The sequence below is a fragment of the Streptomyces sp. NPDC101227 genome (assembly GCF_044767545.1).
GTDB lineage: Bacteria > Actinomycetota > Actinomycetes > Streptomycetales > Streptomycetaceae > Streptomyces.
This window is the reverse complement of sequence record NZ_JBIWOD010000016.1, coordinates 13,463-27,873: the sequence shown is the minus strand read 5'-3', so window position 1 is coordinate 27,873 and position 14,411 is coordinate 13,463. Positions and strand designations below refer to the sequence as shown.

General features: G+C 69.7%; 11 protein-coding genes and 1 tRNA gene. 5 read left to right on the top strand and 7 right to left on the bottom strand.

Translation table 11 applies throughout. The annotated features are described in order from the left end of the window. Positions 1-5: 5 nt before the first annotated feature. From ACIRPT_RS30395 to ACIRPT_RS30385, 3 genes are read left to right on the top strand one after another with little or no spacing between them, the layout of a single operon-like run. A complete protein-coding gene (locus ACIRPT_RS30395) occupies positions 6-1,802 on the top strand; it encodes a branched-chain amino acid ABC transporter permease (RefSeq protein WP_403832828.1) in 1,797 nt (598 codons plus the stop codon). 5 nt (positions 1,803-1,807) lie between these two features. Beyond that, positions 1,808-2,698 carry an ABC transporter ATP-binding protein gene (locus tag ACIRPT_RS30390; RefSeq protein WP_403507164.1) on the top strand — a complete coding sequence of 297 codons (891 nt, stop codon included), beginning with the start codon at positions 1,808-1,810 and terminating at the stop codon, positions 2,696-2,698. After that, on the top strand, positions 2,695-3,411 hold the full coding sequence (locus tag ACIRPT_RS30385) for an ABC transporter ATP-binding protein (protein WP_403832826.1): 717 nt from the start codon (positions 2,695-2,697) through the stop codon (positions 3,409-3,411). The genes ACIRPT_RS30390 and ACIRPT_RS30385 overlap by 4 nt, the downstream gene beginning before the upstream one ends. A gap of 80 nt (positions 3,412-3,491) precedes the next feature. Here ACIRPT_RS30385 and ACIRPT_RS30380 read toward each other — a convergent pair whose 3' ends face one another. Next, positions 3,492-4,166 (bottom strand): ANTAR domain-containing response regulator, encoded by a 675-nt coding sequence (locus ACIRPT_RS30380; RefSeq protein ID WP_403832823.1) that lies wholly within the window; start codon positions 4,164-4,166, stop codon positions 3,492-3,494. Between the two features lie 95 nt (positions 4,167-4,261). On the opposite strand from ACIRPT_RS30380, the gene ACIRPT_RS30375 reads away from it, so the two are divergent. Both ACIRPT_RS30375 and ACIRPT_RS30370 read left to right on the top strand, forming a co-directional pair. Continuing rightward, positions 4,262-4,336 (top strand) — tRNA-Leu (locus ACIRPT_RS30375). Positions 4,337-4,445: 109 nt separating this feature from the next. Continuing rightward, positions 4,446-5,219, top strand: a complete 774-nt coding sequence (locus ACIRPT_RS30370) for a transcriptional regulator (protein ID WP_403832820.1) — start codon at positions 4,446-4,448, stop codon at positions 5,217-5,219. Positions 5,220-5,308: 89 nt separating this feature from the next. Here ACIRPT_RS30370 and pyk read toward each other — a convergent pair whose 3' ends face one another. From pyk to ACIRPT_RS30340, 6 genes are all read right to left on the bottom strand, one after another. Continuing rightward, positions 5,309-6,745: a pyruvate kinase gene (gene pyk, locus ACIRPT_RS30365; protein WP_403832817.1), complete on the bottom strand. Its 1,437-nt coding sequence runs from the start codon at positions 6,743-6,745 to the stop codon at positions 5,309-5,311. Between the two features lie 145 nt (positions 6,746-6,890). Next, on the bottom strand, positions 6,891-7,640 hold the full coding sequence (locus tag ACIRPT_RS30360; RefSeq protein ID WP_403832814.1) for an SIMPL domain-containing protein: 750 nt from the start codon (positions 7,638-7,640) through the stop codon (positions 6,891-6,893). 100 nt (positions 7,641-7,740) lie between these two features. After that, entirely contained in the window at positions 7,741-9,165 is a 1,425-nt protein-coding gene (locus tag ACIRPT_RS30355) for a lysine N(6)-hydroxylase/L-ornithine N(5)-oxygenase family protein (protein ID WP_403832812.1), read from the bottom strand. Continuing rightward, entirely contained in the window at positions 9,162-10,580 is a 1,419-nt protein-coding gene (locus tag ACIRPT_RS30350; RefSeq protein ID WP_403832809.1) for a pyridoxal phosphate-dependent decarboxylase family protein, read from the bottom strand. Before ACIRPT_RS30350 ends, ACIRPT_RS30355 begins: the two co-directional genes overlap by 4 nt. 250 nt (positions 10,581-10,830) lie before the next feature. Then, a complete protein-coding gene (pepN, locus tag ACIRPT_RS30345) occupies positions 10,831-13,401 on the bottom strand; it encodes an aminopeptidase N (RefSeq protein WP_403832807.1) in 2,571 nt (856 codons plus the stop codon). 76 nt (positions 13,402-13,477) lie between these two features. After that, positions 13,478-14,353, bottom strand: a complete 876-nt coding sequence (locus tag ACIRPT_RS30340; protein ID WP_403507146.1) for a helix-turn-helix domain-containing protein — start codon at positions 14,351-14,353, stop codon at positions 13,478-13,480. Positions 14,354-14,411: the final 58 nt, after the last annotated feature.

Below are 14,411 nucleotides of genomic sequence, written 5' to 3'. Positions count from 1 at the left end.
TAGCGATGACCACACACACCACCACGGACACCGCCCGGAGCGTGCTCCCCCTCCCCGAGCGCACCGCCCGCATCACCACCGCCGCGGCCGCCCTCGCCACCGCCCTCACCACCGGCCTCGCCTGGACCTGGAGCAACGACTTCCCCGGCGAACTCACCTACTACGGATCCCCCGCCGGCCTCCAGCTCATCACCCTCGTCGGCGGCATCCTCACCCTCCTCCTCGCCGCGGCAGGACTCGGCATCCGCGGCCTCCAATGGCTCACCCCCGGCGGCCGCAACGCCCCCGTACTCCTCGCCGCCCTCGCCACCTTCGCCGCCACGTGGTTCACCCTCATCGCGATCGCCATCCAGCTCGGCGGCCTCGTCAACCTCGAACCAGGCGGCTTCCTCGCCGGCGTGACCTCCCTCGTCACCCTCGCCGCGGCCCTCGGCCTCCCCGCCGACCACACCCCGGACACACCACCCACCGGCGCCTGGCAACGCTTCACCACCAGCCTCGCCGCCACCCCCGTCGCACGCCGCACCCGCGAACTCCCCGGCTGGGCCGAAATCCTCATCATCGCGGCCGCCTTCGCCACCGGACTCCTCGCCTTCACCTACGGCATCGACACCGACGACGGCGCCCCCTTCGTCGGCTACCTCCTCTTCGTCGTGATCGCCCTCCCCGCCCTCAACCGGGCAGGACTCATCAAGCGGCTCACCGAACTCACCCACAAACACCGCGGACCGGCCCTCGCAGCCGCCCTCATCGCCGCCGCCAGCTTCCCCTTCACCCAGGACACCGACCAATACACGATCATCGGGGCCAACATCCTGATCTTCGCCACCGTCGCCCTGGGCCTCAACGTCGTCGTCGGCCTCGCCGGCCTCCTCGACCTCGGCTACGTCGCCTTCCTCGGCGTCGGCGCCTACGCAGCCGCCCTGGTCTCCGGCTCCCCCGAATCCGCCCTCGGCCTCCACTTCCCCTTCTGGGCCGCCCTCCTGACCGGCGCCGCCGCCTCCCTCGTCTTCGGCGTCCTCATCGGGGCCCCCACCCTCCGCCTGCGCGGCGACTACCTCGCCATCGTCACCCTCGGCTTCGGTGAGATCTTCCGCATCGCCATGCTCAACCTCAACGGCACCACCGGCCCCGACGTCACCAACGGCGCCATGGGCATCCCCAACATCCCCAACCTCGAAATCTTCGGCTTCAACTTCGGCGAACCGCACCACATCCTCGGCATCCCCGTCGCCACCTACGGCAACTACTACCTGCTGATGATCCTCGTCACCGCGTTCGTCGTCCTCGTCTTCCGCCGCGCCGCCGCCTCCCGCATCGGCCGCGCCTGGATCGCCATCCGCGAAGACGAAACCGCCGCCATCGCCATGGGCATCAACTCCTTCCGGCTGCGCCTGCTCGCCTTCGCCCTCGGCGCCTCCCTCGCAGGACTCGCCGGAACCGTCCATGCACACGTAGTCACCACCGCAACCCCCGAACAATTCCAGTTCGCCGGACCCCAGCCCCCCAACTCCGCCTTCCTCCTCGCCGCCGTCATCCTCGGCGGCATGGGAACCCTCAGCGGACCCCTGGTCGGCGCGGCCCTGCTCTTCCTCATCCCCGCCAAGCTCGACTTCCTCCAGGACTACCAGCTGCTGCTCTTCGGCATCGCCCTCGTCCTGCTCATGCGCTTCCGGCCCGAAGGCCTCATCCCCGACCGCCGCAAGCAGCTCGAATTCCACGAAACCGGGCAGCTCGACGTCCCCGACCAACGCCTCCCCGACACCGACGCCACCCTCGGCGCCACCCAGGCAAAGGCGTGACGACCATGACCACACCCACCATCGCCACCACAGCGGCCACCGGCGCCACCGTCCTGGAAGCCGCCGGCGTCACCATGCGCTTCGGCGGACTCACCGCCGTACGCGGCGTCGACCTCACCGTCGGCACCGGCGAAATCGTCGGCCTCATCGGCCCCAACGGCGCAGGCAAAACCACCTTCTTCAACTGCCTCACCGGGCTCTACGTCCCCACCGAAGGCACCGTCAGCTACCAAGGCACCCGCCTCTCCCGCAAACCCCACCTCGTCACCCAGGCCGGCGTCGCCCGCACCTTCCAGAACATCCGCCTCTTCGCCAACATGACCGTCCTCGAGAACGTCCTCGTAGGCCGCCACACCCGCACCAAAGAAGGCCTCTGGTCCGCCCTCCTCCGCGGCCCCGGCTTCAAAAAAGCCGAACGCGCCTCCGAACAACGCGCCATGGAACTCCTCGAATTCACCGGCCTCGCCCACAAACGCGACCACCTCGCCCGCAACCTCCCCTACGGCGAACAACGCAAGCTCGAAATCGCCCGCGCCCTCGCCAGCGACCCCGGCCTCCTCCTCCTGGACGAACCCACCGCCGGCATGAACCCCCAGGAAACCCGCGCCACCCAGGACCTCGTCCTCGCCATCCGCGACCAGGGCACCGCCGTCCTCGTCATCGAGCACGACATGCGCTTCATCTTCAACCTCTGCGACCGCGTCGCCGTCCTCGTCCAGGGCCAAAAACTCATCGAAGGCACCGCCGACGTCGTCCAGGCCGACGAACGCGTCGTCGCCGCCTACCTCGGCACCCCCATGGACGACACCGCACCCACCCCGGAAAAAACGGCAACCCCCGACGAACCGGACCCGGCCGACCCACCCGCCGGCGCAGACACCGGAGACACCCCATGACCGCACTGCTCGAGGTCGAGGACCTCCGCGTCGCCTACGGAAAAATCGAAGCCGTCAAAGGCATCTCGTTCTCCGTCGAAGCAGGCCAGGCCGTCACCCTCATCGGCACCAACGGCGCCGGCAAAACCACCACCCTGCGCACCCTCTCCGGCCTCCTCAAACCCCTCGCCGGAAAGATCACCTTCGACGGAGACCCCCTCAACGGCGTCCCCGCCCACAAAATCGTCGAACGCGGCCTCGCCCACTCCCCCGAAGGCCGCCGCCTCTTCCCCCGCCTCACCATCGAGGAAAACCTCCAGCTAGGAGCCTTCCTCCGCAAAGACACCCCGGGCATCGAAAAGGACATCCAGCGCGCCTACGACCTCTTCCCCATCCTCGGCGAACGCAGAAAACAAGCCTCCGGCACCCTCTCCGGCGGCGAACAGCAAATGCTCGCCATGGGACGGGCCTTGATGTCCCGCCCCAAACTCCTCATGCTCGACGAACCCTCCATGGGTCTCTCCCCGATCATGATGCAAAAGATCATGGAGACCATCCGCGAACTCCGCTCTCAAGGCACCACCATCCTCCTCGTCGAGCAGAACGCCCAAGCCGCGCTCTCCCTCGCCGACCAGGGCCACGTCATGGAAATCGGCCGCATCGTCCTCTCCGGAAGCGGCGAACACCTCCTGCACGACGAATCCGTCCGCAAGGCCTACCTGGGCGAGGACTGAACCACCCCACCCACCCCGCAACAAAGCGGCCCCGTACCGATCACCATCGGTACGGGGCCGCTCACACGCTCCGGCGGACGCTAGTCCTTCTCCTGCTGCTTCTCCTGCTGCTTCTGCTGCTTCTTCTCCTCGGCGTCCTCGATGACCGCCTCGGCGACCTGCTGCATCGACAGCCGCCGGTCCATCGACGTCTTCTGAATCCACCGGAACGCCGCCGGCTCGGTCAGCCCGTACTGCGTCTGCAGAATGCTCTTCGCCCGGTCCACGAGCTTGCGCGTCTCCAGCCGCTGGGTGAGGTCGGCGACCTCCTTCTCCAGCGTCTTCAGCTCCGTGAACCGGCTCACGGCCATCTCGATCGCCGGCACCACATCGCTCTTGGAGAACGGCTTCACCAGATACGCCATCGCACCCGCGTCCCGCGCCCGCTCCACCAGCTCACGCTGCGAGAAAGCGGTGAGCATCAGCACCGGGGCGATGCTGTCCTCGGCGATCTTCTCGGCCGCGGAGATCCCGTCCAGGACCGGCATCTTCACATCGAGGATCACCAGATCGGGCCGGTGCTCCCGGGCCAGGTCGACGGCCGTCTGACCGTCTCCGGCCTCACCGACGACGGTGTAGCCCTCTTCTTCCAGCATCTCTTTGAGGTCGAGACGGATGAGGGCCTCGTCCTCGGCGATCACCACGCGGGTGGTCAGCGGGGGGACGTGCGACTGGTCGTCGTCGGCGACAGGCTGGTCGGGCTCGGCGGCGCTCACGGGTCTCCTCTTGCTGGCAGGTGGTGCCCCATGAGCCTACCTATCTCCTGTAGGGTGGTCCCACAGCAGGTCAGCATTAACCTTGGATTCCACTGGCCCCGGTAGCCCAATTGGCAGCAGGCAATGGATTCAAAACCCATACAGTGTCGGTTCGAGTCCGACCCGGGGCACTTCACCTTCAGTTCCAAGGTTGCCTGAGATTCGAAAATGTTCACCCAATGAGGCGAACATTAGCTCGAATGGGCTCTCGGGGGTTGCATCCCGGCAAAAATCACATGCATGTACGATCATGCAACGCGTGAGTGTGCTCTTGCCCTCGTCGCCCAAGGCCGCAGCCTCAACTCCGTAAGCAAGCAGACCGGGATCTCCCGGTACGCCATCCGTTCGTGGCAGACCCGGATCGAGCCGCTCTCCCGTAAGACGGAATGCACGAGGTGCGAGCCGATGCCGCGACCACCCGCGGCGGCCACGGCATACGCCTACTTACTCGGCCTCTACCTCGGCGACGGCTGCATCAGCAGACAGCCTCGCAGGCGTGGACATGTGCTCCGAATCGCGTGTGCGGACGCATGGCCGGGCCTGATCGTGGCGTGCCGCGACGCGATGAAGGCGGTCCGCCCGATGAACAGCGTGTGTGTCATCCAACGCCAGGGCTGCGTGATGGTGACGAGCTACAGCCATCACTGGCCCTGCCTCTTCCCCCAACACGGCCCCGGCAGAAAGCATGAGCGGCCGATCGTCCTCGAACCCTGGCAGCGGCAGATCGTGGACGAGCACCCCTGGGAGTTCATCCGCGGGCTGGTCCATTCCGACGGTTGCCGGATCACCAACTGGACGACGCGAATGGCCGGCGGGGAGCGCAAGCGCTACGAATACCCGCGGTACTTCTTCACCAATATGTCCACCGACATCATCCGTCTCTACACCGACACCCTCGACAAGGTCGGCGTCGAGTGGAAGCCGGCGCGGCAATCCCGTCAGGCGGAGAACATCTCCGTCGCCCGCAGAGCCTCCGTGGCGCTCATGGACCAACACATCGGGCCGAAGTACTGACAGGGACGGCAGTCAGATACCTCGGCCCAGCGCATACGGGGCGCAACTTCGGGTTACTGCGTATTTCGCGGGTTACGCGGATGCTCGGGTTACTTCGGGGAGTCGTCCTCGCCGATGTGGTGGACGCGGACGAGGTTGGTGGAGCCGGGGACTCCGGGCGGGGAGCCGGCGGTGATGATGACGATGTCGCCCTTCTGGCAGCGGCCGAGCTTCAGCAGCTGTTCGTCGACCTGGGCGACCATCTCGTCGGTGGAGTTGACGGTCGGGCCGAGGAACGTCTCGACGCCCCAGCTGACGTTGAGCTGGGAGCGGGTGGCCGGGTCGGGGGTGAAGGCCAGGAGGGGGATCGGCGAGCGGTAGCGGGAGAGGCGGCGGACGGTGTCGCCGGACTGGGTGAAGGCGACGAGGAACTTGGCGCCGAGGAAGTCGCCCATGTCGGCGGCGGCGCGGGCGACGGCGCCGCCCTGGGTGCGGGGCTTGTTGGCTTCGGTGAGCGGCGGGAGGCCCCTGGCGAGGAGGTCTTCCTCGGCGGCTTCGACGATGCGGCTCATCGTTTTGACGGTTTCGGTGGGGTATTTGCCGACGCTGGTCTCGCCGGAGAGCATGACGGCGTCGGTGCCGTCGATGACGGCGTTGGCGACGTCGGAGGCCTCGGCGCGGGTGGGGCGGGAGTTGTCGATCATCGAGTCGAGCATCTGGGTGGCGACGATGACCGGTTTGGCGTTGCGCTTGGCGAGTTTGATGGCGCGCTTCTGGACGATCGGGACGGCTTCCAGGGGCATTTCGACGCCGAGGTCGCCGCGGGCGACCATGATGCCGTCGAAGGCGGCGACGATGTCGTCGATGTGCTCGACGGCCTGGGGCTTTTCGACCTTGGCGATGACGGGGAGGAAGCGGTCTTCTTCGCGCATGATGCGGTGGACGTCTTCGATGTCGCGGCCGCTGCGGACGAAGGAGAGGGCGATGATGTCGGCGCCGGTGCGCAGGGCCCAGCGGAGGTCGTCCTGGTCTTTTTCGGAGAGGGCGGGGACGGATACGGCGACGCCGGGGAGGTTGAGGCCTTTGTGGTCGGAGACCATGCCGCCTTCGATGACCTTGGTGCGGACGCGGGGCCCGTCGACGCCGGTGACTTCGAGGGTGACCTTGCCGTCGTCGACGAGGATGCGTTCGCCGGGGGTGACGTCGTCGGCGAGGCCGTCGTAGGTGGTGCCGCAGAGCTGGCGGTCGCCTTCGATGGACGGCTCTACGGTGATGGTGAACTCGTCGTCGCGTTCGAGAAGTACGGGTCCTTCGCGGAATCGGCCGAGGCGGATCTTCGGACCTTGAAGGTCGGCGAGGATTCCGACGCTGCGGCGGGTTTCTTCTGATGCTTTGCGGACCCGTTCGTAGCGCGCTTCGTGGTCGGCGTAGGTGCCGTGGCTGAGGTTGAAGCGGGCGATGTCCATTCCGGCGTCGACGAGGGCTTTGATCTGCTCGTACGAGTCGGTGGCGGGTCCTAGGGTGCAGACGATTTTTGCTCGGCGCATGTTTCGACCCTATGACCTACCGGGCGGTAGGGAACTGTAAAGAGGTGACTGCCCAACGGCCGTTTGATGAAGGGCTGTTGACAAGTATTGGAATGGGCGTAAGGGCGCTCCGATGAGCGGAAATTCGCCTTCTCAGGGCGTCGTCTCATAGTGCGGGACGGGTCATCGTGAAGCGTGCGTTGACGGCGGCGTGGACGGTCTGGCGCTGGGGCTGGAGGTCGAGGGCGGGGGCGTGGCCGGGTGCGCCGCCGGGCTCGGGCGGGAGCGGGGGCAGGCCGTAGCCGTGCATGGCGGTGGGGGGTGCGGATATGGGGGTGTTTTCGGCGCCGAGGTCGGCGAGCTCGACGATGGCGTCGAGATGGGCGCCGAGGGCCTCGGCGTATTCGCGGGCGCGCTGGACGGCTTCGCGGACGGCTTGGGTGCGGGCGGCGCGGTGGGCGGGCGAGTCGGGGCGCAGGGCCCATCGGGGGCCGGCGACGTGGGTGAGTTCGAGGTCGCCGAGGCGGGTGGTGAGCTCGCCGAGGGTGGTGAAGTCGTTGAGGGTGGCGTTGAGGGTGACGCTGCCGTGGTAGGCGCGGATGCGTTCGTTGCGGCCGTTGTAGGTGAGCTGGGGGTTGATGCTGAATGCGCCGGTTTCGAGGTGTTCGACGGCGTTTCCGTAGGTTTTGATGAGGGTGAGGGCTTCGTCGTTGCGGCGGGCGAGGTCGGTGAGGGCGGTGTTGCGGTCGGTGCCGCGAGCGCTGACGGTGACGTGGATGTGGGCGATTTCGGGGTCGACTTCGAGGCGGGCTTCGCCCCGTACGGCGAGGCGGGGGGTGTCGGGGGTGCCGTAGGGGAGGGTGGGCTGGGGGTGGTGGGGTTCGGCGTCTGTGGGGCCGGTGAGGGGGTCGGTCATGGGGGCTCCCGGTGTGCGGTGGTGGGTGTGTGGGTGTTGAAGGGTCGCATGCCGGGGTGGTGTGGCCGGTGGCGGTGGCGCCGCCACCGTGGGGCGGTGGTCAGCGGCGGGGTACGAGGGTGGAGCCCTGTCGGGGGACCGTTCCGGTGGGGTTGGGGGTGGGTTGTTGGAGGCCGAAGGTGGTGAAGGCGGTGCGGGTGGGGAGGGGGTAGGCGGGGGTGTCGGTGAGGGAGTTGAGGATGGTGGCGCTGCGCCAGGCGGCGAGGCCGAGGTCGGGGGTGCCGACGCCGTGGGTGTGGGTTTCGGCGTTCTGGACGTAGATGGCGCCGGTGATGGAGGGGTCGAGGTCGAGGCGGTGGTGCTGGTCGATGCGGGGGCGGCCGGCGCGGTCTCGGCGTAGGTGGGGGTCGAGGGCGGCGAGGAGGGTGTCGAGGGATCGTTCGCGGTAGCCGGTGGCGAGGATGACGGCGTCGGTGGTGAGGCGGGAGCGGGTGCCTTGCTGGGTGTGGTCGAGGTGGAGCTCGATTTTGGTGGTGCCTACGCGGCCGGCGGTGCGTACGGAGACGCCTGGGGTGAGGGTGGTGTCGGGCCAGCCGCCGTGGAGGGTGCGGCGGTAGAGCTCGTCGTGGATGGCGGTGAGGGTGTCGTGGTCGATGCCTTTGTGGAGCTGCCATTGGCCGGGGAGGAGTGCGTCGCGTACGGGTTCGGTGAGGGCGTGGAAGTAGCGGGTGTAGTCGGGGGTGAAGTGTTCGAGGCCGAGTTTGCTGTATTCCATGGGGGCGAAGGCGGGGGTGCGGGCGAGCCAGTGGAGGCCTTCGCGGCCGGTGGGGCGGGTGCGGAGCAGGTCGAGGAAGATTTCGGCGCCCGATTGGCCGGCGCCGATGACGGTGATGTGGTCGGCGGCCAGGAGGCGTTCGCGGTGGTCGAGGTAGTGGGCGGAGTGGATGACGGGGACGGCGGGGGCGTCGGCGAGGGGGCGTAGGGGTTCGGGGATGTGGGGGGTGGTGCCGATGCCGAGGGCGAGGTTGCGGGCGTGGGTGCGGCCGAGGGCTTGGGCTTCGCCGTCGGCGTTGAGCTGGGTGAAGTCGACTTCGAAGTGGGCGCGTTCGGGGTTCCAGCGGATGGCGTCGATTTGGTGGCCGAAGTGGAGTCCGGTGAGGTTTTCGCTGACCCAGCGGCAGTAGGCGTCGTATTCGGCGCGGTGGATGTGGAAGCGCTCGGCGAAGTAGAAGGGGTAGAGGCGTTCGCGGGTGCGGAGGTAGTTGAGGAAGGTCCAGGGGCTGGTGGGGTCGGTGAGGGTGACGAGGTCGGCGAGGAAGGGGACTTGGAGGGTGGCGCCGTCGATGAGGAGGCCGGGGTGCCAGTGGAAGGCGGGGCGCTGGTCGTAGAAGGCGGTGCTGAGGTGGGTGAGGGGGTGGGCGAGGGCGGCGAGGGAGAGGTTGAAGGGGCCGATGCCGATGCCGGCGAGGTCTAGGGGGGTGTCGGGGCCGGTGGTTTCGGGGCCGGTGGTTTCGGGAGGGGTCATCGGGGGGTGTGGCCTTCCACGAGCTTGAGGAGGGTGGTGAGGTCTCCGGGTTGGGTGTGGGGGTTGAGGAGGGTGGCTTTGAGCCAGAGGCCGGTGGGGGTGGTGGCGCGGCCGAGGACGGCGTGTCCGTCGGTGAGGAGGGTGCGGCGGATGGTGGCGAGGGTGGTGTGGTCGGCGCCGGTGGGTCGGAAGAGGACGGTGGAGAGGGTGGGGCGGGAGTGGAGTTCGTAGCGGGGGTGGGCCTCGATGAGGTCGGCGAGGGTCTGGGCGGCGGCGAGGGTGCGGTCGATGAGTTCGCCGAGGCCCGTGCGGCCGAGCGCTTTGAGGGTGACGGCGATCTTGAGGATGTCGGGGCGGCGGGTGGTGCGCAGTGAGCGGCCGAGGAGGTCGGGCAGGCCGGCTTCGGTGTCGTCGTCGGCGTTGAGGTAGTCGGCCTGGTGGGCGAGGGGGCTGAGGGTGGCGGGGCCGGGGACGGCGAGGAGGCCGGCGGCGACCGGCTGCCAGCCGAGTTTGTGGAGGTCGAGGGTGACGGTGTGGGCGCGGTCGAGGCCTCGGAGGGCGGTGTGGTGGGTGGTGCTGAAGAGGAGGGGGCCGGCGTAGGAGGCGTCGATGTGGAAGCGGGCGCCGTGTTGCTGGGCGAGGTCGGCGAGGGCTGGGAGGGGGTCGATGGCGCCGGAGTCGGTGGTGCCGGCGGTGGCGACGAGGAGGAGGGGGCCGGTTCGTCCGGTGAGGGTGGTGAGGCAGGTGTGGACGGTGTCGGGGGTGAGGGTGCCGTCGGGGGTGGGGAGGGTGAGGGGTTCGGGGAGGCCGAGGAGCCAGGCGGCGCGGTGGAGGGAGTGGTGGGCGTTGGCGCCGCAGATGATCCGGAGGGGGGTGCCGGGTCCGTGGGCTTCGGTGGCGGAGCTGTGGGGGGCGGCTTCGCGGGCGAGGAGGACGGCCAGTTGGTTGGATTCGGTGCCGCCGGTGGTGACGAGGGCATCGGGGGCGGTGGCGTCGGGGTAGACGAGGGTGGCGAGTTCCCGGCAGGTGAGGGCCTCGAGTTCGGAGGCGGCGGGGGCCTGGTCCCAGGAGTCCATGGAGGGGTTGAGGGCGCTGGCGGCGAGGTCGGCGGCGGTGGCCAGGGCCAGCGGGGGGCAGTGCAGGTGGGCGGCGCAGCGCGGGTCGGCGGGGTCGGCGGCGCCGGCGGCGAGGGTGTGGACGAGGGTGCGCAGGGCTTGGTGTGCTCCGGTGCCGTGTTCGGGGAGCAGGGGGTGGCAGGCGGTGCGTACGGCGTGGGCGACGGCGTCGGGTCCGCCGGGCGGGAGGGGGCCGGCGCGGTGTTCGGCGCCGGTGGTGAGGGCGTCGAGGACGGTGTCGAGGAGGGGGCGGAGCGCGGCGGGGCCTGCGGTTCCTCCGGCGAGGAGCGGGGTGCTCATGCGACTGACCTCCGGGTGCGCGGTGCGGGCACTACCAGCCTGGCCGGGGCCTGGCTGGTAGTGCCCGCTGAGCACAACGAGATCAGCCCGAAAGTGTTATCGCCTTACGGGGAAACCCAGTTGGGGCGCCGGCACCTGGTATGCGGGGGTCTGGGCGCGGGTGGGGGGTTGGGTTGCCGTTCCGCGGTTCGCCGTTCCGCGGTTCGCCGCCTGCGGGGGAACGGATTCCCGCAGGCGGCGGTGGCGTTCTTCAGTTGCGGACGTGCAACGCGCGGCGGAGGTCGTCGAGTTGGTCGATGAGCTTGCGGCGCAGGGCGGGGGTGGGGGCGGCTTCGGTGAGGCAGGTTTCGCCGAGGTGGAGGGTGGTGGCTTCGATGAAGGTGGCGGGGAAGGCGTAGCGGCCTGCGGCTTCGGCGAGGGCGGGGCCGCGGTGGGCGGCTAGGGCGGGGGCGTCGGTGAAGTAGCGGGCTACGTAGGGGCGGAGCAGGTCGTGTTGTTCGGGGGCCCAGAAGCCGGTGGCGGTGGCGGTGAAGAGGTAGTTGGAGGAGAGGGCGGCCCGGTCGTCGGTGGTGAACAGGGCGTCCCAGGCGGCTTCTTTGGCGGCGGGGTCGGGGAGGGCGGCTCGGCAGCGGGCGGCGCCTTGTTGTCCGGTGGCGCTGGGGTCGCGGGTGAGTTCGGCGTCGATGGCTTCGCGGAGGTCGGCGAGGGGGGCGGCGCCGAGGGTGGCGAGCCGGCCGAGGATGCGCCAGCGCAGTTCGGGGTCGAGGTCGGGGCCGCCGGGGACGCTGCCGTCGTCGAGCCATTCCTGGAGGGTGTCAGGGGTGGTGGCGCTGTCGATGAAGGCGCGTACGGCGGTCAGGCGCAGGCCGGTGGCGGTGCCGTGGGCGGCGCCTTCGGTGCGGCGCAGGATGTCGCGGCTGAGGGCGGTGAGGGTGGTCAGGGCGGTGTGGCGGGCGGACGGGGGGAGGTAGCGGTCGGCGATCTGGGTGCGGGCGAAGGCGAGGACGCCCTGGGCGATGGCGAGGTCGGTTTCGTGCGGGAGGTGGGCTCGGGCGGCGTCGAGATAGGCGGTGGGGGCGAGTTCGCCGTCGCGGACCATGTCGCGGGCGGCGTTCCAGACGACGGCGCGGGTGAGGGCGTGGGGCAGGGCGGACAGGGCGCGCAGGGCGGTGTCCCAGGAGGTGGGGTCGAGGCGGACCTTGGCGTAGGTGAGGTCCTGGTCGTTGAGGAGGAGCAGGGCGGGGCGGGGGCCGGGGGTGGTGCGGGGGGCGAGGGCGGCGGCTCCCTGTTCGGGCGGGGCCGAGGGCTGGGGGGAAGGGAGGTCCCGGGACAGCGGCGGGCGGGGGATGAGGCGGGTGGGGGTGGTGGGGTCCTGGTCGTAGAGGCCGATGGTGAGGCGGTGGGGGCGGGTGCCGTCGGTGCTGCCGGTCTGCTCGATGTCCAGGGTCCAGCCGTCCTCGGTTTCGCCGACGACGGGGGTGAGGGTGTCGACGCCGGTGGTGCGCAGCCAGCGGGCGGCCCAGGCGTGGACGTCGCGGTCGGTGGCGCGGGCGAGGGAGTCGATGAAGTCGGCGAGGGTGGCGTTGGCGAAGCGGTGCCGGGCGAAGTGGTCGTTGATGCCGGCGAGGAAGTCCTTCTCCCCCATCCAGACGACGAGCTGGCGCAGTGCGGAGGCGCCCTTGGCGTAGGAGATGCCGTCGAAGTTGAGGAGGGCGGAGGCGGTGTCGGGGACGTCGTCGGGGGCGGGTGCCACGGGGTGGGTGGAGGGGCGCTGGTCGGCGTCGTAGCCCCAGCCTTTGCGGGTGACGGCGAAGTCGGTCCAGGTTTCGGTGAAGCGGGTGGCTTCGGAGAGGACCTGGTAGCCCATGTATTCGGCGAAGGATTCGTTGAGCCAGATGTCGTCCCACCATTGGAGGGTGACGAGGTCGCCGAACCACATGTGGGCCATTTCGTGGGAGATGACCATGCCGCGGGTCTGGCGTTCGGTGTCGGTGACGGCGGAGCGGTAGATGAATTCGTCGCGGAAGGTGACCAGGCCCGGGTTTTCCATGGCGCCGGCGTTGAATTCGGGGACGAATGCCTGGTCGTAGGAGTCGAAGGGGTAGGGCTCGTCGAAGATCTGGTGGTAGCGGTCGTAGCAGCGGCGGGTGATGTCGAGGATTTCGTCGGCGTCGGCGTCGAGGTGGGGGGCGAGGGAGCGGCGGCAGTGGATGCCGAAGGGCAGTCCGGCGTGTTCGGTGCGTACGGAGTGCCAGGGGCCGGCGGCGACGGCGACGAGGTAGGTGGAGATGAGGGGGGTGGGGGCGGCCTGCCAGGTGCCGTTGCCGAGGTGTTCGGTGATGCCGTTGGCCAGGACGGTCCAGTCTTCGGAGGCCTTGAGGGTCAGTTGGAAGACGGCTTTGAGGTCGGGCTGGTCGAAGGCGCCGAAGACGCGCTGGACGTCTTCCATGAACAGCTGGGTGTAGACGTAGGTTTCGCCGTCGGCGGGGTCGGTGAAGCGGTGCATGCCTTCGCCGGTGCGGGAGTAGCGCATGCGTGCGTCGAGGCGGAGTTCGTGGTCGCCCGCGGCCAGGCCCGTCAGCGGGAGGCGGTTGTCGTCGAGGGAGGCGGGGTCGAGGGGGTGGCCGTCGAGGGTGGCGGTGTGCAGCTCGGCGGGTTTGATGTCGACGAAGGTGTCGCCGGGTTCGTGTGCGCTGAAGTGGATGACCGTACGGGATCCGAAGTGTTCCTCGCCTTGGGTGAGGTCGAGGTCGATCTCGTAGCGGTGGACGTCGATGAGCCGGGCTCGGGTCTGCGCCTCGTCGCGCTGCAGTGCGGGCATGGGGTCATGCTGCCACCGGGTACTTGGGGGCGCACGGGTGTTTGGCGGGCGGCGGCGCGGGGGGCGTGGCCGCAGCTCAGCGGATCAGCGGGGGGTTGTCGGGGTCCGGGATCCGGGTGGACCAGCCGCCGGGGACGCTGCGGGCCTGTCGGTCGCGGAAGCGTACGGGGGCGGTGCCGACGCGGCGGGTGAACAGGCGGCTGAAGTAGGCGGGGTCGTCGTAGCCGACGCGGCGGGCGACCGCGGCGACGGGGAGGTCGGTGGCGACCAGGAGTTCCTTGGCCCGGCCGAGCCGGATGCCGAGGAGGTAGTCCTTGGGGCTGCAGCCGGCGCCGCGGCGTACGAGGGTGCGGAGTTCGGCGGGGGTCATGCCGTGCCGGGCGGCGTGCTCGGTGACGGAGAGGGGGAGGAAGGCGTCGCGGGCCAGGGCCTGGAGGACGGGGTCGCCGTCGGCGTCGGTGTCGGCGCGGGCGCGGCGCAGTGTGACGAGGAGTTCGTGCACCGCCGCGGCGGTCTCGACCTCCAGCAGCGGATTGCCGCGCCGCGCCGCGCGGGCGATGCGGCCGACGGCGGTGCGGGCGGGTCCGGTGTCGGTGAGCGGTACGACGGGCCGGTCCGGTTCGATGTAGCCGAGTTCGGTGTAGGTGGTGGTGGCGGTGCCGGTGAAGTCGACGAAGCTCTCGTCCCAGCCGGTGTCCGGGTCGGCGGCGTAGTGGTGCGGTACGCCCGGGATGATCCACAGCAGGGCGGGGGCGGTGACGGTGTGCCGCCGTCCGTCCGGGGTGGTGAACCAGCCGCGGCCCGCGTTGATCACTATGGCGACGTGGTGGTCGAGGGTGCGCGGGCCGACCGTCGGAAGTGCGCCGTGCTGGAGTCCGACGCCGAGGCACACCAGGCCGAGCCGGTGGTGGACCGGGCTCGGGGTGAAGTAGCGCATCCAGGTGTGGTACATGCCCGGACCTCCCGTTGCGTGCCTGCCGCCCGTCCGTCCAATCGGCCCCGATCTTTGT

Excerpts from the sequence above, each read along its gene's own strand:
- pyk (WP_403832817.1), bottom strand. The coding sequence starts at position 6,745 with ATGCGCCGAGCAAAAATCGTCTGCACCCTAGGACCCGCCACCGACTCG.
- ACIRPT_RS30390 (WP_403507164.1), top strand. The coding sequence starts at position 1,808 with ATGACCACACCCACCATCGCCACCACAGCGGCCACCGGCGCCACCGTC.
- ACIRPT_RS30395 (WP_403832828.1), top strand. The coding sequence starts at position 6 with ATGACCACACACACCACCACGGACACCGCCCGGAGCGTGCTCCCCCTC.
- ACIRPT_RS30350 (WP_403832809.1), bottom strand. The coding sequence starts at position 10,580 with ATGAGCACCCCGCTCCTCGCCGGAGGAACCGCAGGCCCCGCCGCGCTC.
- ACIRPT_RS30355 (WP_403832812.1), bottom strand. The coding sequence starts at position 9,165 with ATGACCCCTCCCGAAACCACCGGCCCCGAAACCACCGGCCCCGACACC.
- ACIRPT_RS30340 (WP_403507146.1), bottom strand. The coding sequence starts at position 14,353 with ATGTACCACACCTGGATGCGCTACTTCACCCCGAGCCCGGTCCACCAC.
- pepN (WP_403832807.1), bottom strand. The coding sequence starts at position 13,401 with ATGCCCGCACTGCAGCGCGACGAGGCGCAGACCCGAGCCCGGCTCATC.
- ACIRPT_RS30360 (WP_403832814.1), bottom strand. The coding sequence starts at position 7,640 with ATGACCGACCCCCTCACCGGCCCCACAGACGCCGAACCCCACCACCCC.
- ACIRPT_RS30385 (WP_403832826.1), top strand. The coding sequence starts at position 2,695 with ATGACCGCACTGCTCGAGGTCGAGGACCTCCGCGTCGCCTACGGAAAA.
- ACIRPT_RS30370 (WP_403832820.1), top strand. The coding sequence starts at position 4,446 with ATGTACGATCATGCAACGCGTGAGTGTGCTCTTGCCCTCGTCGCCCAA.